Source organism: Streptomyces sp. NPDC052043 (assembly GCF_044548235.1).
Taxonomy (GTDB): Bacteria; Actinomycetota; Actinomycetes; order Streptomycetales; family Streptomycetaceae; genus Streptomyces.
This window is the reverse complement of record NZ_JBIUBT010000004.1, coordinates 513,984-536,823: the sequence shown is the minus strand read 5'-3', so window position 1 is coordinate 536,823 and position 22,840 is coordinate 513,984. Positions and strand designations below refer to the sequence as shown.

16 protein-coding genes and 5 pseudogenes are annotated in these 22,840 nt (G+C 67.8%); 8 read left to right on the top strand and 13 right to left on the bottom strand.

The window, feature by feature from the left end; translation table 11 throughout:
* Nucleotides 1–10 precede the first annotated feature (10 nt).
* Entirely contained in the window at nt 11–751 is a 741-nt protein-coding gene (locus tag ACIHCX_RS13685) for an SDR family oxidoreductase (RefSeq protein WP_400029118.1), read from the bottom strand.
* Nucleotides 752–841: 90 nt separating this feature from the next.
* Entirely contained in the window at nt 842–1,528 is a 687-nt protein-coding gene (locus ACIHCX_RS13680) for a CatB-related O-acetyltransferase (protein ID WP_400029117.1), read from the bottom strand.
* Nucleotides 1,529–1,898: 370 nt separating this feature from the next.
* On the opposite strand from ACIHCX_RS13680, the pseudogene ACIHCX_RS13675 reads away from it, so the two are divergent.
* Nucleotides 1,899–2,072, top strand: a pseudogene (locus tag ACIHCX_RS13675) (transposase); the annotation flags it as partial.
* A 5-nt stretch (nt 2,073–2,077) separates the two neighbouring features.
* Here the strand turns inward: ACIHCX_RS13675 and ACIHCX_RS13670 are convergent.
* The 3 genes and pseudogenes from ACIHCX_RS13670 to ACIHCX_RS13660 form a co-directional block, all read right to left on the bottom strand.
* Nucleotides 2,078–3,529, bottom strand: coding sequence for a tyrosine-type recombinase/integrase (locus ACIHCX_RS13670; RefSeq protein WP_400029116.1), 1,452 nt, complete (start codon nt 3,527–3,529; stop codon nt 2,078–2,080).
* Nucleotides 3,526–3,717, bottom strand: a complete 192-nt coding sequence (locus tag ACIHCX_RS13665; protein WP_400029237.1) for a helix-turn-helix transcriptional regulator — start codon at nt 3,715–3,717, stop codon at nt 3,526–3,528. The genes ACIHCX_RS13670 and ACIHCX_RS13665 overlap by 4 nt, the downstream gene beginning before the upstream one ends.
* Nucleotides 3,712–4,098: pseudogene (locus ACIHCX_RS13660) on the bottom strand (AAA family ATPase); the annotation flags it as partial. The gene ACIHCX_RS13665 and the pseudogene ACIHCX_RS13660, both read right to left, overlap by 6 nt.
* Here ACIHCX_RS13660 and ACIHCX_RS13655 point away from each other — a divergent pair.
* Both ACIHCX_RS13655 and ACIHCX_RS13650 read left to right on the top strand, forming a co-directional pair.
* Entirely contained in the window at nt 4,097–4,339 is a 243-nt protein-coding gene (locus tag ACIHCX_RS13655) for a hypothetical protein (protein WP_400029115.1), read from the top strand. The pseudogene ACIHCX_RS13660 and the gene ACIHCX_RS13655 overlap by 2 nt on opposite strands.
* Nucleotides 4,340–4,726: 387 nt before the next feature.
* Nucleotides 4,727–5,197: pseudogene (locus ACIHCX_RS13650) on the top strand (hypothetical protein); the annotation flags it as partial.
* A gap of 226 nt (nt 5,198–5,423) precedes the next feature.
* On the opposite strand, the pseudogene ACIHCX_RS13645 reads toward ACIHCX_RS13650, so the two are convergent.
* The 5 genes and pseudogenes from ACIHCX_RS13645 to ACIHCX_RS13625 form a co-directional block, all read right to left on the bottom strand.
* A pseudogene (locus tag ACIHCX_RS13645) lies at nt 5,424–5,899 on the bottom strand (winged helix-turn-helix domain-containing protein).
* 197 nt (nt 5,900–6,096) lie between these two features.
* The gene (locus ACIHCX_RS13640) at nt 6,097–7,404 is read right to left on the bottom strand and encodes a hypothetical protein (RefSeq protein WP_400029114.1); all 1,308 of its coding nucleotides are present in this window, start codon (nt 7,402–7,404) and stop codon (nt 6,097–6,099) included.
* Between the two features lie 1,840 nt (nt 7,405–9,244).
* Nucleotides 9,245–10,000, bottom strand: a complete 756-nt coding sequence (locus tag ACIHCX_RS13635) for a hypothetical protein (protein WP_400029113.1) — start codon at nt 9,998–10,000, stop codon at nt 9,245–9,247.
* A 323-nt stretch (nt 10,001–10,323) separates the two neighbouring features.
* Nucleotides 10,324–11,565, bottom strand: a complete 1,242-nt coding sequence (locus ACIHCX_RS13630; protein ID WP_400029112.1) for a S8 family serine peptidase — start codon at nt 11,563–11,565, stop codon at nt 10,324–10,326.
* A gap of 433 nt (nt 11,566–11,998) precedes the next feature.
* Nucleotides 11,999–12,886 carry a LysR family transcriptional regulator gene (locus tag ACIHCX_RS13625; protein WP_400029111.1) on the bottom strand — a complete coding sequence of 296 codons (888 nt, stop codon included), beginning with the start codon at nt 12,884–12,886 and terminating at the stop codon, nt 11,999–12,001.
* A 163-nt stretch (nt 12,887–13,049) separates the two neighbouring features.
* On the opposite strand from ACIHCX_RS13625, the gene ACIHCX_RS13620 reads away from it, so the two are divergent.
* The 3 genes from ACIHCX_RS13620 (at nt 13,050) to ACIHCX_RS13610 (ending at nt 16,537) form a co-directional block, all read left to right on the top strand.
* Nucleotides 13,050–14,291, top strand: a complete 1,242-nt coding sequence (locus ACIHCX_RS13620; protein WP_400029110.1) for an alpha/beta hydrolase — start codon at nt 13,050–13,052, stop codon at nt 14,289–14,291.
* 43 nt (nt 14,292–14,334) lie between these two features.
* Nucleotides 14,335–15,516 (top strand): alpha/beta hydrolase, encoded by a 1,182-nt coding sequence (locus tag ACIHCX_RS13615; RefSeq protein WP_400029109.1) that lies wholly within the window; start codon nt 14,335–14,337, stop codon nt 15,514–15,516.
* Between the two features lie 505 nt (nt 15,517–16,021).
* Nucleotides 16,022–16,537, top strand: coding sequence for a hypothetical protein (locus ACIHCX_RS13610; RefSeq protein ID WP_400029108.1), 516 nt, complete (start codon nt 16,022–16,024; stop codon nt 16,535–16,537).
* Between the two features lie 5 nt (nt 16,538–16,542).
* On the opposite strand, the gene ACIHCX_RS13605 is transcribed toward ACIHCX_RS13610, so the two are convergent.
* From ACIHCX_RS13605 to ACIHCX_RS13595, 3 genes are read right to left on the bottom strand one after another with little or no spacing between them, the layout of a single operon-like run.
* Complete coding sequence (locus ACIHCX_RS13605; RefSeq protein ID WP_400029107.1) at nt 16,543–17,121, bottom strand: NifU family protein; 579 nt, start codon at nt 17,119–17,121, stop codon at nt 16,543–16,545.
* A complete protein-coding gene (locus ACIHCX_RS13600; RefSeq protein ID WP_400029106.1) occupies nt 17,118–19,055 on the bottom strand; it encodes a ferrous iron transporter B in 1,938 nt (645 codons plus the stop codon). Before ACIHCX_RS13600 ends, ACIHCX_RS13605 begins: the two co-directional genes overlap by 4 nt.
* A complete protein-coding gene (locus ACIHCX_RS13595; RefSeq protein WP_400029105.1) occupies nt 19,052–19,351 on the bottom strand; it encodes a ferrous iron transport protein A in 300 nt (99 codons plus the stop codon). The genes ACIHCX_RS13600 and ACIHCX_RS13595 overlap by 4 nt, the downstream gene beginning before the upstream one ends.
* Before the next feature lie 171 nt (nt 19,352–19,522).
* On the opposite strand from ACIHCX_RS13595, the pseudogene ACIHCX_RS13590 reads away from it, so the two are divergent.
* Nucleotides 19,523–20,943 (top strand): annotated as a pseudogene (locus tag ACIHCX_RS13590) (SMI1/KNR4 family protein).
* Between the two features lie 112 nt (nt 20,944–21,055).
* Nucleotides 21,056–22,624, top strand: a complete 1,569-nt coding sequence (locus ACIHCX_RS13585; RefSeq protein ID WP_400029104.1) for an FMN-binding glutamate synthase family protein — start codon at nt 21,056–21,058, stop codon at nt 22,622–22,624.
* The last annotated feature ends 216 nt before the right edge of the window (nt 22,625–22,840 follow it).

Below are 22,840 nucleotides of genomic sequence, written 5' to 3'. Positions count from 1 at the left end.
ACGGTGCAGGTCAGGCAAGACCGCCGTTGCCGAACAGTACCTGGCCGTTTACCCAGCGTGCCGGCCCTGCGAGAAAGGCCACGATCTCGGCCATGTCCTCGGGGCGTCCCAGACGCTCGAGCGGAGCGGCCTTGGTGAGGCCGCTGACGGTTGTCTCGTTCTTGTCATCGAAAAGCATCGAGGTGGCGGTGGGGCCGGGGGCGACAGCATTGACCGTGATGTCCTTGCCGCGCAGCTCGCGGGCGAGCACCAGGGTCATTGCCTCGACAGCCGCCTTGCTCGTGACGTATGCACCGTAGGCGGGGCGTTGTGTGCGTGTCATGGAGGTGGAGAAGTTGATGATTGCTCCGCCGGCGCGCAGTTGCCGGGCCGCCTGCCGGTCGACGACGAACGTGCCGCGGATGTTAGTGCGGTGGATCTGGTCGAGCTCAGTCAGGTCCAGGGCCGCGATTGGTCCAGTCCGCATGATACCGGCGGTGTGCACGAGGACGTCGATTCCCCCGAATTCAACTTCGACTTCATTGAAGGCTGCGGCCATCGCGTCCTCATCAGCGACGTCGCCGCCGACTGCGATCGCCCGACCGCCACTCGACGTGATCTCCTCCACCAGGCTGTAGGCCGTGTCCTTGTTTTTTGCATAGTGAACGCCTAGACAGAACTTGTCTTCCGCCAGCCGTCTGACGATGGCGCGGCCGATCCCGCCGGACCCGCCGGTGACGAGGGCGACACGGGAATAAGGACTGTGGGACATTCCTGTTTCCTCCTTAACGCTATACCGGCGGCCTTAAAGAGACCCGCACTCGGCGATTCTGATTCCGGCTGCATCCATTTACTGGTTGGGTTATGCCACAGGGTCAGCAGCTACATTTCTATGAACGGTTGAGCTTGAGACATCCCACGCCTGGGACATCTCCTCAAGGGCGTCGATGCTTGATCCGCAGATAACCGGACGCAGAGAGTCGAATTTCTCGTCGCTCCACTTGTAGATGTCCAGTGCGAGGAGTCGGTCGATGACCTCCGGATCGAAGCGCTTCCGGACTTCCCGTGCAGGACTGCCGGCCACAAGGGTGTAGGGCAGCACATCCCGGGTGACTACACTTTGAGCAGCGACTACGGCGCCTTCGCCTAGCGTTACGCCAGGCATGATCATGGCGCGCATGCCAATCCAGGCACCGCCCTTGATCACAGTGTCTCCCTTTCCCTGGTAAGCGTTGGCGCGAACGTCACGGAAAGGATAGAGACTGAACCAGTCTGTGCGATGAAGATGGTTGCCGCCCATGAGGATTACAGCTTCGGCTCCAATGCACACGTAGTCGCCGATATATAGTTGGTCGATGGGCCAGGCTGGCACGAAGTCCCGATTCGCTCGACTGTAGGCATCTCCGTGGAGGTAACGCACCACGGACCCCTCGAAGTCGCCGGACCAGGCGTGGCTGTAGTAACTGCGGGTTCCTGTCACGTGGATGTTGGGGTTGGTTACGGCCTCATGGAGGTATTGCGGCCTCGACCAGTGATAACCATCAGGCATAGCGATACCGCTCTCAGATAGAAGTGGACAGGATCCCTGATTCCGGACGATGTGGCACTCCCGACTCCGCTGCCGCATGTCGCATCCCACACCCTCTTTCCTCGCCAGGCTCCAAAAATCCACGCACGGGCATTTCAGGTGCTGGTAGACATGGTTACCCGGACCTCTTGCATACCTCTCCATCCCCTCCCGTTTCCACTCTAAGGAAGTATTTGAGAGCCCTTACGGAGCCTCTCCCGGGTAGCAGATGCCTCAGGCCCTTCAACTGGATGGGCCAGCCGTACTGGCCTTGCGCGGTCGGCAACCTTCACTGGCACGTGGCCGCGATCACGTCGAGAGGAATGGGAGCCGCTAATCGAGTGGCCTTGACGCCAAGGAGGACCTGACCGCCTTCGCCGCCTTCCCCATCTCCCACTGGAAGAAGATCCAGTCGTCAAATCCCTTGGAGCGGATCAACCGCGAGATCAAGCGCCGCACCGACGTCGTGCAGGTCTTCCCCAACCCGGCCGCCCCCGAGCGGCTGGTCACCGCCGTGCTCAACGAGATGCTTCACTGCCAGCCCATGGCCTTCTCGATCCTCCCGTTGTTGAGCTCCTCATGGCCGTCGATGCAGCCCTCGTACCGGCGATGGATGACCTCCGGCGAGTTGCCCGCTCGGCGGGCGACCTCGGCAACGGGGACGCCCGCGTTCAGCCAGTTCGTAATGCAGGTGTGGCGCAGGTCATAGGGCCGATGCGCGAGCGGCGAATCCACCTTGTCCGGAGGGAGAGCGATGGGACGAGCCTCCTGCCACACCCGCCAGTAGCTCGAAGTCCCAAGCACCTCGCCGCGCTCGTTATGGAAGACCCGGCCGTCCTTCGCCGTCCCGAACTCCCTGATGTGCTCGCGCAGCATCGCTACCAATGGCGGTGGGATGGGTACCGGGCGGTCGGCCTTGACCTCGCGGGACTTAAGTCCGCGTTTGTCGTGCCGCTTGCCGGAGTCCGTCCACTTCTTACCGGAGACCGGACGGGTCTCCTTGAGGGTTAGCGTGCCCCAGCCCTTCTCGGGCAGGTAGCAGTCCCTTTCCCTGAGGCCAACCGCTTCGGCCGGCCGCATCGCCGCATAGAGCTGACAAGCGAAGAAGGCGACCAGCCGACGCCCTCGGTTGCGGTGCACCGACCCGACGTACGAGACCGCCGTGAGGAGTTGGGCTCCCTGCACCACGTTCACCAGAACCCGGGGGTCTACGACGTCACCACGGGTGGAACCCGCGCGCTTCACTCCCGCGAGCGGGTTCATATCCAGGTACCCGCACTCGATCGCGTACTCCATGGCGGTGTTGAAGCCGCGACGGCGACGCTTGTAGGTCTCCCCCGCCGCCGGGGTGTCGTCCAGCTTGAACGAGAGCCGGTACTGAACGTCCCGGACCACCTTGGGGTCGGTAAGGGCTGACAGGGACAGTGAGCGGTGCTGAAGCCACGTACAGGCAGCCGCGAGACCTTCGGGAGGGTCTTCGTCCTGATGCGCCGGTACGACAGCCCACCGCATCGCCAAGCGGACCTCTTCGAGTGACGGCGCCTTCTTCCCGTCGTCCATCATCGCGAGCGCGACCGTAGCGAGGCTGTCCGCCACCCCTTCTCGGGTCTTGGCCGCAGACGTGCGCCACCGGCTGGCCATGTACTCCCGGCTGAAGTCCCACCATGACGGGTCGGGCTTGGCGTTCTCCCGTGCGGTAGCCGCCCTGAGTTCAGACTCCGGCAACCCCGACTCGACGTCGAACGCCTCGCCCTTGACCATCGCCTTCCACAGGTCGGAACGGCGACTCTCGGCGAGGGTGACCGTAGAGAAACTGGCGGTTTTGACCTTGCCCGCTACGAGCCACCGAAGCTGATACGGGGCTCTCTTGCTCCGCACTCGGTTGATCTTCCACACCCGCACATCCGTAGACAGGTTCGGTTCCTCGGCCGCGGGCGGGCGCCCGCTATCGCGGGCGCCCTTCGAGTTGTTGCGGTAGGTCACGCGGCTTCCTCCAACGCCTCAATCCAGCGCTCCAGTTCCGACCGCCGGATACGCGCCGAGCCGTTGGGGAGCTTGATGGCCTTCGGTCCCTTCCTGAGCTGTCGCCAGCGGTAGAAGGTCGCTCGCGGTACGCCGAGTTCTGCGATGACCTGGTCGGGGAAGGGTGGGCATTCGGTGACCAGGGTCAGCCCGGCGGGTGCTGGCTGGCCCCCGAGGAGCTTGCCCATGCGGGTCTGGAGACGGCGCGGGGTGTCTTCCAGGGCAAGGTAGAGCACCGGGCCGCCCTGGACGGACACGGAGTCGAACGCCTTGCCGCCGGCCGCCACCGACAGCCCCAGTCCGAGGGAGAGCCAGGACTTGCCGACCTTGGGCGGTCCGGCGAGCACGTTGACGCCTTCGGCGAGGATGCCGGGCACGGCCCATTTCGGCTCGGGAAAGTGCGCGGCCATGAGCTGATCAGCCGTCCATGCCGTCCGTGGACGCTCCCGTTTCGGCGGCGCCGTGGGGGCCGTCTCGGGGTCGCTGGGCACGGAGTACAGGTGCAGGGGCGGGATGGGGTTGGCGCTCATGCGGCGACCGTCCGGGGGCGACGTGCAGGTCGGCGCAGGCAGCACCTTCGCCGGACACCCGTACGAGATCACTCACCACGGCCCCGTGGCGCCCCTGCCGGGCTGGCTCGCCGAACTCCTGCGCCCGGCCCCGCTGCCTCCACAGACGCCGATCACGGTCGCCCTCACGGGCCACGGACGGCGCACCGCCTTCCTCCGCTCCGCGATCAACGGGGAGGCGGCGTACTGCTGCCGGACGTAGTGGCGCGGGTCGCAGATGGCGGCCGTGTCGTCCTTCCCAGGACACAAGCGCCCTCCGGAGCCGTGGGCGCAGGTTTCGAATCCTGCCGGGGGCACAGAAGCCGGAACAGCGCGATCAAGCCGCTGACCAGCCAAGGTGCCATGTACAAAGAGCCGGACTCAGTCTCACTGAGTCCGGCTCTTTGTCGTTCTCACTCACGGATCCCGAGTGAGTGGCGAGTGAGCCCCAGAGTGCCTCCACCGCGCCGGCCCGGGGGGGCGCACCAGGCCGCGCAAGCGCTGCCCGTACGAGCTGGAGGCTCGCTCCGCTGCATCGTGCACTCTTCTCCGCAGGTGAAATCCATTACTACTGAACTTGATTGAGTGATGTCGGGACGGGTTGCCCCGAATGAGTCGCCCGTCCCCCGGGCCTATGGGTATTGCCGGGCAGTCTGTCGGGAGAGGACCATCTCGTGAGCCAGTTCCTGCCTCAGTTGCCAAAGCCGAGTTCGTCTTGATCCCCGTCGGGGCCCCACCCGAGGTGCCCACCCGACTCGCTGTCGAGCTCAGGGAGACTGGCATCCCAGGCGGGTTGATCGGATACGAGTACCGGCCGTTGAGCGAGCCGGTGTGCTTTGGGGAGATCTGTGAGCAGGGGGTGGTCGCTATCGCGACGAGTGGCCTGTTCGGACGCATTGCTGTCGATGTGGCCAGTGGTCACGTTGTGGAGATTCCCGAGATCGAGTCGGCGACGGCCAGTCACGTGAACCGAGACCTCGACTCCTTCAACCGATGTGTCGCGGCCGTGATTGCACGCTTCCCGTTCTATGCGGAGGGTGACAAGGAAAGGTGTGAGGAGGTGGCGGAGAAGCTGCGCGATCTCGTCTCCGGCATCGACGAGACCGCCCTCGCGCACAGCGGGTTCTGGGAGACGTTCTGCGACGACGTGGGGATCGGCGACTATGCGGACTGGGATGGGTGGTCTGGCCCGGTCCCCGGCTTGAAGCAGGCCATGCCCGCCATTGGCACCCGCCCGGAGCCGCAGCCCCGCACCCGCACGACCGGTGTCTGGCCGATCCGACCCCAGGTCCTGGCATGCGGCGGAGTCATCGACTGCCCGGCTTCGTCCTCGAAGACGATCCAGGCGCCATGCTCCGCCGCAGTGCTCTTACCCGCGGCCAGGTCTCCTTCTTCCATACCTCGACCGCATCGTCGTGTGTTCGATGGCCCGCCTGGCCGGCTGCTGCCAGCTCCAGCCGTGCCGCTTCAGTAGCTGCCAGGTGCCCTCGACGGTGTAGGAGACGCGGAACGGGCGGCCGACCACTGTCTTGATCCGCGCCAGTGTCCACCGCTGGTCCGCCCAGCCGTGGACCAGCAGGCCGCGCTCCAACTCTCGTTCCAGCCTGGCGATCGGGGTCTCGCTGAGCCGGGACCGCCCCGGAGACCCCTTCGACAGGACCCCGGCCTCACCGCGCTCGCGCCAGGCCCGGCTCCACCGCTCCGCCGAACGCTCGCTCACCCGCAGAGCGGCAGCGATCTCCCCGTTGGTCTCCCCGCCCCTGAAACGGACGACGGCCTGCAACCGGATCCGCTCCTGCGCGGCCCTCTCGGCGTCGGTCAGTCCACCACCCTGCGTATCTCACACCCCAGGAGCTACCGGACCTGACCGCCCACTGTCAGGCGAGCAGCCCCGACATCACCCAATCAAGTTCAGTAGCTGAGCCCTCCAGGGGGTCTTGCCCTCGGCACGTACTCCGAGGGCAACACACTGCTGGCTCGTCAGTTCACGTAGAAGACGTAGTCGTAGGGGGCCAGTTGGACGCCGTCCCGGGTCGTCGCATAGACCATGAGGTCCTGAAATCCGGTCTGGCTCGGGTTCCAGCTGATGCGGGCCGCCTGGTGGGCACCTGCCTTGACCGTGACCTCCGGGCCCCAGTTGAAGGAGTACGTGTAGCTCACGACGCCCTTCACCTTCGGAGCGAAGGTGAAGGTGCTCGGGACGCCCACTCCGCCGCTCGACTCGTCCTCGGTGTAGACGTCCGAACTCACCGTGGCGGTGGTGTCGAAGCTGGTGTACCACCGTCCCGCGTCGCTGACCCAGCCGTTCGCGCTCGTGCTCTTCACATCGACGGATTCGTGGTAAATGCCGTCCAGCGTGAGCGTCACCTTGGCGGTGCCGTCCGCTGATGCCTTGACAGTGATGGTCTTGTCGTTCTGGCCGCCAGTGGTCGCCACGGAATAGCTGACAACCCGGCTCGTCGCCTGCAGTGCCGGATTGGGCTTGAGGGTGAACGTGGTCCGCTTGCCGAACTGGGGCAACGAGGGGGAGGGAGTGACCGTCGGCGCCGTCGACTTGACGCGGAACGTGTAGCTCGTCCGGGGTGAGGGGTGGTAGGCCCGGTCCAGGCTCCTCACCCACAGGGTCATCACCCCGGAGCCCTGCGGCGGGATCAGGTTCAGTGTGGCCGAACCGCCGAGAGTGTCGGCGCGGGTGCGATATCTCGTGTTCGAGTACGGGTCCACGAACTGCGGAACCCCGTAAGGGCCGATTTCTGCGGCGATGACGGGGAAATCCCCCGTCCAGGAGAACTCGAAGCCGGTGACGTCGTCGACCCCGTTGGAGTCCAGGGTCACATGGACTGGTTCACCACCCTGGTTCCACTCGTCATCGTCCGAGTAGTTGGACACGGAGAGGGTCGGAGACTTCGACGGGGCGGTGTTGTCGATCGTGACGTAGCACTCGGTCGACCAGTCCGAGGCCGTGCCGCCTGCTACCGTCTGCGCCCGCCACGCGTAGGTTTCTCCGTCGGTGAAGGCATCTGCCGGGAGGTCGACTGTCGCCTCGAACCCGAGGGCGGCGCGCTCCCGCGAGACCGTTGTGATCCGGCTCGGGTCGGTGACCGGCCAGGCCTGGTATTGAACGGTGACTGGGGCGTTGTCGGTGGGCTCGTCGCTTCCCGGTATGCCCATGACGGTGAGGCCTTCGCGGGCCCCGAGGTAGGTGGGCTTGTCCGCGTCGGTCGAGCAGCTCTGGACGCCGTTGAAGAGCTGGGTGGGTGTGGTGGGCGTGCCGCTCGCCGCACTCACGGGTGACGCACCGACCAGCGCCAGGCCGAGAGTTCCCAGGGAAGCCAGGACAACACGCGATCTCGCGCCAAAAGATATACTCAAGTGAATCCCTCCCGAAAAATTCCCGAATGCGGTGCTCTGGCACGCAACCGCTTACGGGCAGTAAGGGGATCGTAATGTGTGGTTCACGTGAGGGCAATGTGAATAGAGAGGGGAGCTGAGTCATTGGTGTTGCACCGAAAGCAGGCCAAATGCTCATGAAGTTCACTTGATGGACGAAGAGCTTCAGGTCGTCGCGCTTTGCACGGTCCGGCAATCCCGAGCCTGCGACCTCGTCCGAGCCTCCGCTGACCTGGCTTGAGTTCTAACTCTCACCGAGAGCCTTACGGTCCCACTCAAACAACGTCACACCGGAAATTCATCGCTGCGACGGATAGGCGCCTCGTAGGAAATCTCATAGGAAGTAGCCGGGGGCACCGGCCGCCACGCAAAGACGCCTCCAGGGCCACGGCGCAAGACGCTTCAGAACGTCGGTGCTTGCTTCAGCCAGGACCTCTTTGGCCCTATCCGAGTGCACTGGACCGGCATCGTCCAACAAATCGACTTCGTCTGCAGCGAGCCGTACTGCTCGAGGCAGGCCTTGTATTCGCTCACCGCAGGGAAGCGAATCGCCGAGGTCCTTCGCCGTAGATACTCGCTGGCATGCCCCCCTGCCGGTGGTCAGCGGACAGACCGCCACCTCTGCCAACCGTTCGTCAGTGGGCCGAGGACTACTACGAGGTCCCAGTCGACCTGAAGGCCGTTCGCCACGTCCTTTCTCGCCGTCCTCTGACCGAAGAAGTGGTCAGCACACTGAACTCGGAGATCGCTCTGGCCGACCTCGCGGAGGACATCGCGGAGATCGGCTGTCCGAGGAACTGAGCCATAGAGCAACGACGAGGCCCCTGGACGCGATGCCAGGGGCCTGGGATCCAGGCAGGGGGTCTACTCGGACTCGCGACAGCGCCGAGTGCCGAAGGCCGTACCGCCTACTCGCGAGCGGCGAGTCCGCGACTGCCGACGGGAGTACCAGAAGCGGAGGCGGTTGTCTCGTACGCCCGCGTAACGGAGAAGCCGCAACCTCCTGGCCTCAGCCTCGCCTGCTTAGCAGTACCGGGCTTCTGCTCGGGCGAAACCGTCGCTGTACCCGTTGCGGTAGCCGCGGTCGTAGTCGCTGCCCCTGTGGCTACCCCGATACCCCCTGTGCATCCGGCAGTCATCCCGAGCGTCCCGGTAACCATCCCGGAATCCATCGCGGAAGCCCCGTTGGTATTCGCGCTGACTCTCGCTCGAGCTGGCGTGGGTCTGGCTCGGCGTTGCCGCTGCTGCCGCCACCGGCTGCAGGCCAAGCGGGGCGAGGGCGAGGATGAGGACCGAACCAGCAACGGCAGATCGCTTACAGAGCCTTGGGTGCATGACCGTACCCCTTTGCAACATAGGTCACATCGGTCACTTCCACCGTAGTAGCCCACATGGGTCCCGCAACTTGCTTACATCAGCGCCAGAAGCACCTCCGCTCCACGACGTGTGGACCCACGGCCGTGTATGCGGTCGCGGGGCCGTCGCCCGACCGGTATGGCCGTCGCCGACCGATCCACAGAGAGCTACGGATCAGGAGGTGGGACTGGCCGCACGACACGGTGAGTGTCCAACTACGTGAGAACGCCAACGCACAACAGCGAACGCGTGCGGGCACCTCCGGATATCCGCGGACCATCGCAGCAGGTGAGAGGCACACCAGCCCAAGGTCGAGCGCCCATACGAGTTGCTTCGGGACGAAGAGGGCGTGGGTTCACACCCCGCCACCCCGACGCGGTTCTCAGCTGGAGCCGGCGATGACCTGCCCGACGACGGAGAGGCGCTGCTCGCATTCCGGGCAGGTCGCCTCACCGAAGGCATGAGTCAGGGCGCGCGCAACTTCCTCGTGGCCGTCGGCCAGGGCAAGGTCGTAGAGGCGGCGGCCGAGACCTTCCAGCGCATGCGGGTCGGCCGGATGGAGAGGGAAGGTTTCGATGTCGTCGGAGAGGGCGTAGTCTTCCGCCGCGCTGAAGAAGCCCCGCTCTCCGATGATCACCCACAGCGACGCGCACCCGTCGGGATCGGGGCACTCGAGTTCGTATTCCTCGTTGACGACGCCCCAGATCAAGTCCCGTGCCCAGTGGATGTCACCCTCCAGGTTCAGGACCGCCTCAAGCAGGTGGCAGTAGTCATTCCGGTCGACCGTGACCTGCCGCCACCGGTTTGCGGCGGCCAGCAGGCGTGCGACTTCCGGCTCGTGCCGGTCGCGCAGGTTCCGGGTCTCGTACCGCTGGTCCGCCTGGACGAGAAGGGCGCCGGCAAGGAGGAGGGCCGAAGCTGCCGTGTCGGCATGGTCGTCCTCCGCCATGTCGGTCAGCGTGGGCAGCACCAACGGATGGGCGACGTCCAGGGAACCGTTGTGGTAGAGCTCCGTCCAGAGGTCGCTCCAGGCCTGACTTGCCCGGCCTTTGGCGGCACGTTCCAGCAGGGTCCTCAGGCGGTCGGAATCGGCGTCGTCCGTGCGGGGAACAGGAGAACTCGTCGTCATCTCCGGCATCCAAGCAGACTGCCGCAAGCGCGCTTTCGACGACTCGTCGATTGCGAACGTTGACAGCGGGAGGGGCAGCTCGGCGCGAAGTTCGGGGCCGTCTCCGGGCCGTCCGAGGTCAGCCGAAGCCGACCGACAACGACAGCAGCCCACGGCGTCTGAGCTGGTCAGAGCCGTGGGCTTCTTCAGGTCCGCTGGTCAGCGGAAGGGCCGATCAGTAGACCGGCCACTGCTCGCGCTCGATGGAGCTTGACTCGGCCCATTGAGACTGGCGGCCCAACGGGCCACCTCAGCGATAGGCAGGCGCCCGCGCCCCGGGCACGGGAATGCTCTCAGCCCTCCTTGGCGAGGGCCCGGACGAAGCGGGCCGCGTCGATCGTGCCGACGCCGGTCGCCATGTCGTAGCCCTTCACCGCGGTGTAGCCGGGGACTCCCGCGTAAGTGTTGTTCGTGCCGTCCTTCGCGTCCACGATCCCGGTGGACGGGTTCCGCGAGGACTGCGCGAACAGCGTGTACAGCGCCTGGTGGATGTCGCCCAGCCGGTGTCCGGCGACCTGGTCGGCCAGGGCCACGATGCCTGCGAAGAGCGGGCTGGCCTCGCTGGTGCCGGTGTAGACGTCCCAGCCGACCCGCTTCGGGTCGAAGCTGGAGTACACCCATGCGCCGCCGTTCATCGCGGCGGACATCGAGACGTCGGGGGTGCCGCGGCGGTCGCCGACCACCTGCTTGACCCCGTTCTGGTACGAGGGACGGGCGAATACATGGGACTTGCCGCCGCCGCTGGCGCCGTGGTCGTTGTAGACGCTGTCCGGCGCGATGCGGTCGCCCTTGGCGTCCAAGTGCAGTTGGGTGCCGCCGACCGAGACGACCAACGGGTCGGAGGACGGCCAGGAGTTGGCCCTGTACGGGTAGTCGGCGTCGCCGTTTCCGGTGGGGCTGGTGGCTCCGTCGTCGCCGGAGGCGGCGAGGACGGTCACACCGTGCCTGGCCGCGTCCTTGAAGGCGTACCGCAGGTTCTGAATGCTGGAGAAGTCACCGCGCCGGTAGCCGGGGAAGGTGTTCTCCGTCGCGCCGAAACTCTGGCTGATCACATCGCCCACACCTCGGTCGATGAGCGACTTCTCGGCGTCCATCATCTCCCGCAGGCCGGTGGTGCCGTCCCCGCTCTGGTTGACCCCGGTCTCCACCAGGACGATGCGCGCGTCCGGGGCGACGGCGTGCGCCATCTCCACGTCGAGGGTGCTCTCATCGGCCCAGAAGTTGTGGTCGCCGTTGGAGGGGTCGAAGGGCGGGACGTTGCCCCACTTGACCACGTCGACGTGGGTGCTCTTCATGCCGAACCGGGCGCTGTAGACATCCAGGTCGTGCTGGATGGTCGGCGAGCCGAAGGAATCCACGATCACGATCGTGCGGCCCTTGCCGGTGACTCCCGCCCGGTGCAGCGAGTTCAGGTTGTACGCCTTTTGGTACTGGGTCGGGGTGTAACAGGAGATCTGCCACTTCGCCTGGCACTGCTCGGTGGTCAGCAAGCTGTGGCCCGTGCTCTCCGGTTGCTGCCCGGCTGCCGCCGGCACGGCCTTGACTCCTTGCGCGGATTGCACGGGTGCGGCCATCGCAGAATCGGACAAAATGGGTGATATCAGTGCGGTATTGGCGAAGACTGTGACCCCGGCCACTGTGACCGCAATACGGCGCCGCACGCGAACTCCGCGCATGATTAATCCCCTTGCAAGGTGAGACCCCCACTCGACGGTTGCCGCAATCCCACCTTGAGGTCATTCGCGGAGCAAGCACTTGGCCCTGTGTGACTTCTCACCGATGTGCTACTTGTCACTGTTGTCCGATTCAGGACTGTGAGGTCATGCCTGGCGCGCACAGTACGACACGGAAAGAGCGGGAGTCGCTCTCACCGACTCCCGCTCTTTCTCACTGTCCCTCAGTGATCGCGCACCCCCGACGCAGTCGGAGCGGCCCCGGCACAGTCGGGGCGGCGCCTCGCCCCCTGGATCAAGTCGCCGTCAGCGCGGCGGCCAGATGGTCGCGGAAGCGGCGGGCCGCCTCGGACACGTAGGCCCCCTCCCGCCAGTACAGCCGCAGGACCCGCTCGGCGCCGGGAGCCGCCAGTCGTACGGGCGAGAACGGCGCCCGCGACGCCGCCAGTGGGGAGCGGAGATACCACGCCGGCCCGAACCCCACGCCGAGCCCGGCGCTGACCATCTCGATGGCCGTGGTGGCCTCGTCGATCTCACAGGCGACCACCAGCTCCAAGCCGGCCTCGGAGAACAGCCGCTCAGCCAGCGTGCGCTGCCAGATCCCCGGCCGGGTGGTGACCACGGGTTCGCCCGCGAGGTCGGCCATGGTCACCTCCCGCCGGCCGGCGAGCCGGTGCCCGAGCGGCACGGCGAGCCCGACTTCCTCGCGGACCAGCTCGTCATGACCCAGCCCCGGTCCCTCGAGCACCTCGGAAGCAAGGCAGAAGTCGACCTGGCCCTCGCTCAGCCGCCCGGCCATGACCTTCGGGGTCGCCTGGAAGAGACGAACGGCGACATCCGGATGCTCGGCGATGAAGCTCTTGACCGGTTCGGTGACCGTGAGCAGCGTCTCCGAGGCGAGCGAGACGCTGCCACGGGCGAGGCCGGCGGCGTCGGAGAGTTCGCGCGTGGCGTCGTCCAGCTCGGCCAGGGCCTTGTCCACCCGGCGCAGGAACGCGGCGCCGAACCGGTTGAGGCGGATCCGCCTGCCCTGCCGGTCGAACAGCTGCACGCCCACGTCGGCCTCCAGCCGCGCGATGGTCCGGCTGATCGAGGGCTGGGCGACGCGAAGCTCGTCCGCCGCCCTGCTGATGTGCTCGTGACGTGCCACGACCTGGAAGTAGCGCAGCGACAGCAGATCCATGATGGCTACCGTTATGCCTCTACCGTTATGACTACATGGGAAAACTGGTCTTGGACAGCATATAGCGCTGCTGGCTACGGTCGTCCCTCAGAGACCTTGGATCCGGCCTGCCTGCGATTCGCCGTCGCGACGGGCATGCGCACTGTCGATCTTTGGAGGTTCCGTGCCCGTCGGTTATCTGGTCACTGTGGCGTTGGCCGCGATCGGCACGCTGTTCGCGCTGGCGCCGGTGCCGTGGTCGCGCCCGCTCGGCCACGTGAGCTACTTCTTCGGCCTCGCCGCGAACGAATTGCCGTTCGCGGCCTTCTGGTGGCTGGTGCTGCTCCCGACCGCGCTGGCGTTCGGCGAAGGTGACATCCGTTCGCCGGGCGCTTGGGCGGTCGTCGCCCTGGCCGCTCTGACCACGCCCGGGCTCGCGGTCATCGCCCATCGCGCGCTCGGGGAGCGGGACCGGATCGAACGCGCCATGGCCGACGGGCTGGGTGCCGGGTGGCGTGCCGCCATAGACGCCGACCTCGCCGAGGGGCTGCGGCGCCGCCTCCCGCTGGCCCGCATCCTGTTCCTGCCCATCTTCCGGCGCCGCTGGGATGTCCGGCGCGTGGCCAACCTCGCCTACGGCGACGCAGGTCGCCGCAACCTGCTCGACCTCTACCATCACCGCTCGCGCCCGCAGGGCGCGCCCGTACTGATCCACCTGCACGGCGGCCACTACCGCCAGGGCCGCAAGAACACCCAGTCGCTGCCGCTGCTCCACCACCTGGCCGGCCGGGGCTGGGTGACCGTCAGCGCCAACTACCGGTTGCAGCCCAAGGCCCAGCACCCCGACCACCTGATCGACCTGAAGAAGATCATCGCCTGGGTGCGGGAACACGCCCACGAGTACGGGGCCGATCCTGCGACGCTGTTCGTCACGGGCAGTTCGGCGGGCGGGCACAACGCGGCCCTGGCCGCGCTCACCCAGAACGACCCCGCTTTCCAGCCGGGCTTCGAAGACGCCGACACCTCGGTGACCGGCGCCATCTGCCTGGGCACCTACTACGGCCCCATCAGCGACGATCCGACATCCTCGCCGCTGGCCCGCATCACACCGGGCGCCCCGCCGTTCCTCCTGGTACACGGCGACCTGGACCCGCTCGTGCCCGTGGCCGACGTCCGCCAGGCCGCCGAGCGGCTCCGCCGTACCTCCTCCAACGCGGTTGTCCACGCCGAACTGCGCCACGGGAACCACGCCTTCGACCTGTACCACTCGGTTCGCTTCGAAGCTGTCGTCGACGCGATCGAGGCCTTCACCGCCTGGGTGAGATCACGGGAGAGGACCGCCCCGGAAGCCGGGCAGGCCTGCGCCCCGGTCGAGCAGAAGACCACATGGTCGGCCGGGGCGTCCGCCAAGGGCCAAGACGATTAAGTTTCCGGCGTTTTCCCAGAGTTGATGGGAGTAGGTCACGACCATGCCGATCGGATACCTGGTGACGACGGCGCTCCTCGCCTGGTGCACCTTCTTCGCCGTTGTCGCACCGCGCCGGCCCCGACCGCTGGCGAGCCTGAGCTTCTGGTTCGGCCTGATCCTCAACGAAGTGCCGTTCCTGGGCATCTACGCACTGGTGGCCTGCACGGCACTGGCCGCCGCCCAGGGCGATCTGGGGTCACTGGGCGCCAAGGCGACGGTCGGCGTGGCCGTCGTCACCGCCGCCGGGCTCGCCGTCTCCGCCTGGCGGGGCCTGCGGACGGATCAAGTGGTCGGGCGGGCCCTTGAGCAGGGGCTGGGGACCGGCTGGCGGGAGCGTGTGCACGTGCCGCTGCGCCGCCACCGGCCCTGGGTCCGCATCCTGCTGCTCCCGGGCTTCTTCTGGCGGCGTGACGTGGAGCGGATCCCCAACATCGGCTACGGGGACGCCGGGCGCCGGAATCTGCTCGACGTCTACCGCCGCCGCGGCGCGCCGCAAAGCGGGCCGGTCCTGGTCTACTTCCACGGCGGCGGCTACGCCAGCGGAGCGAAGAACCGCGAGGCACGCCCCCTGCTGTACCGGCTCGCCGGCCAGGGGTGGGTGTGCATCAGCGCCAACTACCGGCTGCGGCCCCAGACCACTTTCCCCGGCCACCAGATCGACGCCAAGAAGGTCATCGCCTGGGTCCGCGAGCACGGCGTCGAGTACGGCGCCGATCCCTCGCGGCTGTTCGTGGCGGGCAGTTCCGCCGGATCCAACATGGCGGGCCTGTGCGCGCTCACGCCGAACGACCCGGCGTTCCAGCCCGGATTCGAGTCGGCCGACACCTCCGTCACCGCCGCGATCTGCCTCTACGGCTACTACGGCCGCTACTTCGGCGATCCGCCGGACGAGCCCCCGCCGCCGCCCCAGCCGCAGGGATACATCCACCCCGGTGCGCCGCCGTTCCTCATCGCCCACGGCACCAAGGACGCGCTGGCGACCGTCGAGGCCGCCCGGCACTTCGCCGGTCAGCTGCGCCGCATCTCGGACAACGCCGTGGTCTACGCCGAACTGCCCGGCGGGCAGCACTCGTTCGACGCTTTCCACTCCCCGCGCTTCGAGGCGGTCGTGGACGGCGTCGAAGCCTTTGCCGCCTGGGTCCTGGCTCCGCAGCGCGCTCCCGACTCAGCCCGCCAGGTGTAGTGACCTGAGGCAGTGGGTGCTACGCCGAGCAGACCCGATCGACACATACGGCACACACGCCCCTCACATTTTCCATACAATCTCCCCCTGTCTGCCGTGTCTGCCGCGTGGGGGCGGCGTACGTGTCCGGAACGGAATCGTCCACGCCGGCATGTGCGGACACGAATCGCCAGCAGACGCTGAGCACAAGAGCCAGGGGGCGTACATGTCTTTTCAGTTTGGCCCGAAGTGGCCGGAATCCGGTGGTGCCCGGGGAAGGAAGAGCGGCGGAGGCAAGAGGCGCCGGAGCTACGGAGGCCTGGTGGTCGGGCTTGTGGCCTTGTCCCTCGGCCTGTCGGGGTGCTCCGGCACGGATCAGGTCGACAACGCAGCAGCGACACTTTCGGCTTCGGCGGGCATATCCGCTTCTCCCTCCGCCACTCCTCCCGCTGACACTTCTCCCTCCGCCACGCCTTCGACGTCCCCGTCCGCGACTCCCTCGAAGCAGCCCGTCGTCAAGGAGACGGTGAGCAGCTACGTCGGCTGGAACCTGCAGAAGGCCGTGGCAGACGCCCGCGGGCACCACATCAAATCGGTGTCCTACGGGGACGCGAGCGAGCTGGGCCGCACCGTGGTGCACACCTACAACTGGAAGGTGTGCTCGCAGACGCCGTCCGCCGGTGTCCACAGCACCGTCACGAAGCTCGCGTTCAAGATCGTGGGGGTCAACGAGTCATGTGCGAATCCCCCGCGCGCCACGTCCGGCAGTACGTCCAGCAACGGTGGGTCCTCCGGCGGGTCCTCTTCCTCCGGTAGCTCCGGATCCGGATCTGGAGGCTCCGGTTCCGGCTCGGGTGGCAGTTCGTCGACGGGCGGCGGCTCCACCAAGACACAGCTGTGCAGCATCCGGTCCAACGCCGGCAACTGCTACCACGCCGGACAGTTCTGCCGGGCGTCCGACGTCGGGGCGAGGACCACGGACGCCGCCGGGCGTGAGATCACGTGTGGCTATCAGTCCGGCGCGAACCGGTGGCACTACTGAGCGTCTCAGGCGCTGCGGCGGCGCAGCGTAAGCCAGGTGCGCCGTGCCGCCCTGCCGGGCTCCTCCGTGGCCCGCAGTTCGACCAGTTCGGGGAACCGGGCGCGCAGTTCCGACTCGAGGCGGGAGTGGAGGGTGAACCCGGCTGCCGGGCAGTGTGTGCAGGTGCCCGCCATCCGGACCTCCGCCCGCCGGTCGTGGGCGGACACGATCGTCACTTCGCCGCCGTGGGAGCGGATGTAGTCGCCGGCGGATCCGTCCAGGACGTCCTGCAGTGCGGCGCGCAGCCGGTCGTCCTCGGTGACCACGTCGGCCGGCCGCCACCGCTGGGGGTGCTGCAGTGCGGCGCTGAGCGCGTCGCGCATCCGCACCCCCGCGCCGGACCAGCTCCGGCCGTCGGCGAGCCGTATCACCACGGCCTGGGTCTCCACCGCGATGGAGGCGACGTCTTCGGAGTGGAGCAGTCTCCCGAGCTCGTCCGGTGCCTCGGCGATCTCTCCGAGGACCGGCAGCGTGCCGGCGGGGATCACCCAGCGGACGGCCTGCGGGTCGGCGGTGGCCTCGGGGTGCATGGGGACGACGCTCATGCCAGCAGTCCTACGACGGTGTGCGTCAGGAAGGCCATCGTCCAGGCCAGCACGAACATGTAGCCGAAGGCGACCGCGGGCCATCTCCACGAGCCGGTCTCACGGCGCATGACCCCGATGGTCGACATGCACTGGAGCGCGTAGAGGAAGAAGACCAGCAAGGCGGCCGTCGTGGCCGGGGTGAAGAGCTTCTCTCCCTGGTGCGGCCCGTCGGTGTACGTCATGTGCGCCAGGGTTTCGGCCGGCTGGTCGGGGTTCTGGGCGGCGGCGACCTGGCCGAGGGTGGCGACGAACACCTCGCGGGCGGACAGCGATGCCAGCACGCCGACGTTGATCCGCCAGTCGAAGCCGAGGGGTTCGAAGACGGGTTCGATGGCGTGACCGATGTCGGCGGCGTAGCTGTGGTCGACCTCGTAGGCCGAGACCGCGGTCCGGTCCCCCGGGTCGACCCCTGCGGAGCGCAGTTGGGCGTCGCTGTGCATGGGCAGGGTGAGCAGCAGCCACAGCACGACGGTGGCCAGCAGGATGATCCGGCCGACCTTGTGCAGGAAGCCCTTGCAGGCGCTCCACATGGACTCGACCACCGACCGGGGCCGCGGCAACCGGTAGGACGGCATCTCCATGTAGAACGGCAGCACCGGGCCGCCCCGGCTGCTGAACCGCTTGAAGACCCAGGCCGTCGCCATGGCCGAGAGCGCGCCGACGAGGTACAGGGCGAACATGACGACGCCCTGGGCGCCGAAGGGACCGACGCTGGCATCGGGGCTGACCAGCAGGCCGGTCAGCAGCACATAGACCGTCAGGCGCGCCGAGCAGGTCATCAGCGGCGCGCCCATCATGGTCGCGAAGCGGTCCTTGGCCGACGGGAGGGAGCGGGTGGCCATGATGCCCGGGATGGCGCAGGCGAGGGAGGAGAGCAGGGCGACGAACGCCCGGCCCTCCAGCCCGGCCTTGGCCATGATCCGGTCCATCAGGAAGGCCGCGCGGGAGAGGTAGCCGCTGCCCTCCAGCAGGGAGATCATGAGGAACAGCAGGGCGATCTGCGGCAGGAAGACCAGAACGCTGCCCAGGCCGCCGATCAGGGCGTTGCCGAGGAAGCCGGCGAGCAGCGGGTTCGAGACGTACTCGGTGACGAGCGTGCCGAGCCAGTCGAAGAGGCTCTGCACCGCGTCCTGCAGCGGTGTCGCGACGGTGAAGATGATCTGGAAGAACGCGAACATGGTCGCGAAGAAGATGAGCGTGCCCCACAGCGGGTGCAGCAGTACGGCGTCGATCCGCCGCGTGCGGTGGTCGACCTCGGGGACCCGGTAGTCCGCGCTCTGCAGCAGCGACTCCACCCAGGCCCGCCTCTGTGAGGGGTCGGTGGGCGGCGGGAGGACCGGCCGCTCCCATGCGGCCCAGTCGAGCAGCATGGACCGCAACCGCGCCAGGTCGTTGCGTGACCCGCTCGTCACCCCGACGACCGGCACGCCCAGAGCGCGGCTGAGGGCCGAGACGTCGAGGGTGCCGCCGCGACGGGCCAGTTCGTCCCGGAAGGTGAGTACCACGCAGACCGGCAGGCCCGTCTGCATGACCTGGGCGAGCAGCCCGAGGGAACGACGCACCGTCGTCGCGTCGATCGTGACGAGAATCCCGTCGGGTGTGCCGATGTCCGGGTTGTCCGGGTCGAGCACGTCGGCGACGACCTGCTCGTCCGGGCTGATCGGGTCGAGGCTGTAGGTGCCGGGGAGATCCTCGATGACCACCTCGTGCTCGCCGACGCGCGCCGTCCCCTCATAGCGTGCGACGGTCACTCCGGGGTAGTTGCCGGTCTTGGTCCGCAGGCCGGTCAGGGCGTTGAAGAGCGTGCTCTTGCCCGAGTTGGGGCTGCCGACGAGAGCCAGGCGGATGTTGCCGGTGACCGTCTGGGCCACCGGACCGCAGTGCGCGCTCATGCAGTGCGCCGTACACGGATGCCGGCGGCCTGCTCTTTGCGCAGTGCCACCTCGTACTCCACGACCTGGAAGACGACGGGGTCGCCGAGCGGCGCCTTCCGCAGCACGGTGACCTCCGCGCCGGGGGCGAACCCCAGGTCGAACAGTCGTCGCGCGGTGCTCGGCTCGACCGACTCGTCGATGTCGGTCACCTGGCCGCTCATCCCGGGTCGGAGGTCGGCCAGTCGCGCGCCTTCCGCTGAATCCGTCGGCACGGGCGGACCGCTCTGACGCCCACCCAACTGCACTGAGACCATCGACATCCTCAACCCCGGGATCACCTCTATAGCTTAGGGCAGGCTAACCTTTTATCCCGGTAGCGGCAATATCGCCCCCCTTACCGCAGTGCTGCTGGTAGCCGTTCACACTCGGCAGGCAGTGTCCTGGCGGCGAAAGAGACTGTCAGTGGCGGCCCCTGGAGTCACCGCATGGTCGATCAGAGACTCGCTTGTGCGGGGCTGCACGACTTCGCCACCTGGGCCCCGGTGTTGCGGCTGCTGCGGGACCGCGGCACCGGTCAGCGCTCCGATGCCGTCGCGCGCGCGACAGGGCGCATAGGGCGGGGTAGTTGGAGCCTGCCGCTGGAGCCGCCGCGGCCCAGGCCCGGGAGTGCCGCTCAGGTGGACGACCTCCAGGAGGAGTTCGACGCGGTGGGGCGGGTGCGCGAGGCACTCGAGGCGGCCGGCGTCGACGACGTCTCCTTTTCCGTGAAGTTCGCGCCGACCGGGCAGGCGACGCTCCGTGTGATGGGGCCGAGCCCCGCCGTCGAGTCCGGCATCGGCACCGCGCAGCCGGGGGCGCTGATCCTGGTCGACGGCGCGGTGCCCGAGCCCTGGCGCCGGCTGCCGGATCCGATGCCCGGCGCGGTGCCGGCCCCGACGGCGGACCCGGCGCTGCTGGCCCGCACGCTGCGCGAGCGGGGGCCCGACGCCGTCGGCGCGACCGACGCGGAGATCGCCGCCACGGAGGCACGGCTCGGCGTCGCGCTGCCTGAGGAGCTGAAGGCGCTCTACCAGGTCGCCCACCCGACGTGGGAGCACGGCTCGGAGACCGCTGACGAGGCCGCGGAGCGGATCGACAGGGCGGTCGGGGGGAGCTCTTCCCGCTGGACTCCTTCTACGTCGCCGACGCCGCGTCCCGTCCCTCCCCCTGGGGCCACGGCGCCAGGGAGGCGGTCGTCACCGAGCCCGATGCCGCCGTGCAGGGCCTGGTCGGCTCGCCGGGCTGGATCGTGTTCGGAGACAACGGCGGGGGCGACCGTCTCGCGGTCGACCTGACGCCGGGACCGCGCGGGCACATCGGACAGATCATTCTGATCGGTCACGAGGGGTACGTCGGCGCGGAGATCGTCGCGGGCTCCCTCACCGACCTGGTGCTCGACCGGTTGCACCGCAGAGCACGGGGTCGGCAGGGCGAGCAGCCGCCCGTCGTGGCGCACGTCAACATCCGCGGCACGGCGAGCGTCGAGGCCGCCGCCCATCCCGGCCTGGAGGTGCTGTCCATCGGGGTGTGGGACGACGCAGCGGTCAGCCTCGCCCCGGTCGTCGGACTGCCGCGGCTGCGCACACTGTGCGCCTACCCCGGCACGCTCGCCGATCCGCTGGAGATCGCCCGGCTCAAAGGCCTCGAGTTCTTGGAGCTCGGCCCTGAGGAATGGAGGGTGCTGCTCGACGCCGGGGCGGTCCCGCGCAGCCTGTCGGCCGCCGCCATCACGGTCCACGGCCGGCAGGATGTGCTGCCGACCGTGGACCTGGCCAACGAGATCCTGGCGCTGTGGGACCGCCCGCAGATCGTCCGCACCGTCCTCAAGGGCGACCTCGGGCCCGCCGCGCGGACCGCCGGTGGCTGAACGCCGGGTGACGCCGTCCTGACGTGCGCATCATGCGTCGGATGTCTCACCCTTGGAACATTGTGATGCGCACGGGCGAGGATGTACGTTCCTCCGAGTGATCAGAATTGCAGTGATCGTATTCATCGGGGCTCTCGCCATATCCTCCGGCGTCGCGGCGTTGACTGTGTCGCCCTGGTGGTGGCTGGCCGCCGTGTTGTGCGCGGGGATAGCCGGACTCGGCACTTATGACCTGCTTCAAAAGCGCCACTCCGTCCTGCGCAACTACCCGGTCCTTGGACACATCCGCTTCATGCTGGAGTCGATCCGGCCGGAGTTGCAGCAGTATTTCATTGAGCGCAATTTCGATGGCCGCCCGTACGACCGCGATGTGCGCAGCCTTGTCTACCAGCGCGCCAAGGGGACCGAGGCGGAGATCGCGTTCGGCACGGAGCGGAACGTCTACGCCGAGGGCTACGAGTACTTCGAGTCGTCGATGAGGCCGCGCCCGGTGCCGACGGAGCAGCCCCGGGTCCGCATCGGCGGCCCGGACTGCACCCAGCCCTACGACATGGCCCTGCTCAACGTCTCGGCCATGAGCTTCGGTTCGCTGTCCGCCAACGCCATCCTCGCCCTGAACCGGGGGGCCGCCCTCGGAGGCTTCGCTCACGACACCGGCGAGGGCGGTATGTCGGAGTACCACCTGCGCCACGGTGGTGACCTGGTGTGGGAGATCGGTACCGGATACTTCGGCTGCCGCACCGCGGACGGCGGATTCGATCGCGCGCGGTTCGCCGAAAAGGCCGCCCGCGACAACGTGAAATGCGTGTCACTGAAGCTGTCCCAGGGAGCCAAGCCCGGTATCGGAGGGGTGCTGCCCGGAGAGAAGGTCAGCGCCGAGATAGCCCGGGTGCGCGAGGTTCCCGAGGGGCAGACCGTCATTTCTCCCCCTTACCACCAGGTTTTCGACACACCCCGGGAACTGATCCGGTTCATCGCCGAAATGCGTGAGCTGTCCGGTGGCAAGCCGGTCGGCTTCAAACTGTGTGTGGGCTCCCGGCGGGAGTTCCTGGCGGTGTGCAAGGCCATGGTCGAGGAAGGCACCGCGCCGGACTTCATCATCGTCGACGGCGCTGAGGGCGGCACCGGAGCCGCCCCGCTGGAGTTCGCCGACCACCTGGGAAGTCCGCTCACCGAGGGACTGATCACGGTCCACAACGCCCTGGTCGGCACCGGCCTGCGGGACCGGATCAAGATCGGCGCCAGCGGCAAGGTGGCCACCGGGGCCGACGTCGTCAAGCGCATGCTGCAAGGCGCCGACTTCACCAACGCGGCCCGCGCCATGATGTTCGCGATCGGATGCATCCAGGCGCAGAGCTGCCACACCAACACCTGCCCCGCCGGCGTCGCCACACAGGACCCGCGCCGCGCACGCGCGTTGGACGTCGCCGACAAGTCGGCCCGGGTCCACCGCTTCCAGTCCGGCACGGTGAAGAGCGCACTGCAGATCATCGCCTCGCTGGGCGTGAGCGAACCCGCCGAACTGCGCCCGAGCATGCTGCGCCGGCGCGTGGACCCGGTCACCGTCCGCTCCTACGCGGAGCTCTACGACTGGCTGACCCCCGGCCAGTTGCTGATCGAGCCGCCCGAGTCCTGGGCGGCGGACTGGAAGGCCGCTGATCCCGACCGTTTCGCCGCCTGACAGGCCCGTAGCCGGCTTCGGGGGCGGGACCTGTCCGTCGTGGCGCTCCTACCGGAACACCGCCTGGAACACCGCCCCCGGTCGGCGCCGGCCGCACGCACGTGTCTGCGGCGGCCGGCGGGAGCGCCGGGAGCGTCCCGCCCGGGTGGCCGCCGGCGCAAGGTTCCTGGAGCATCGCCGCAGGTGAGTTGGCCTGGTCTCCCCCACATCGCCACG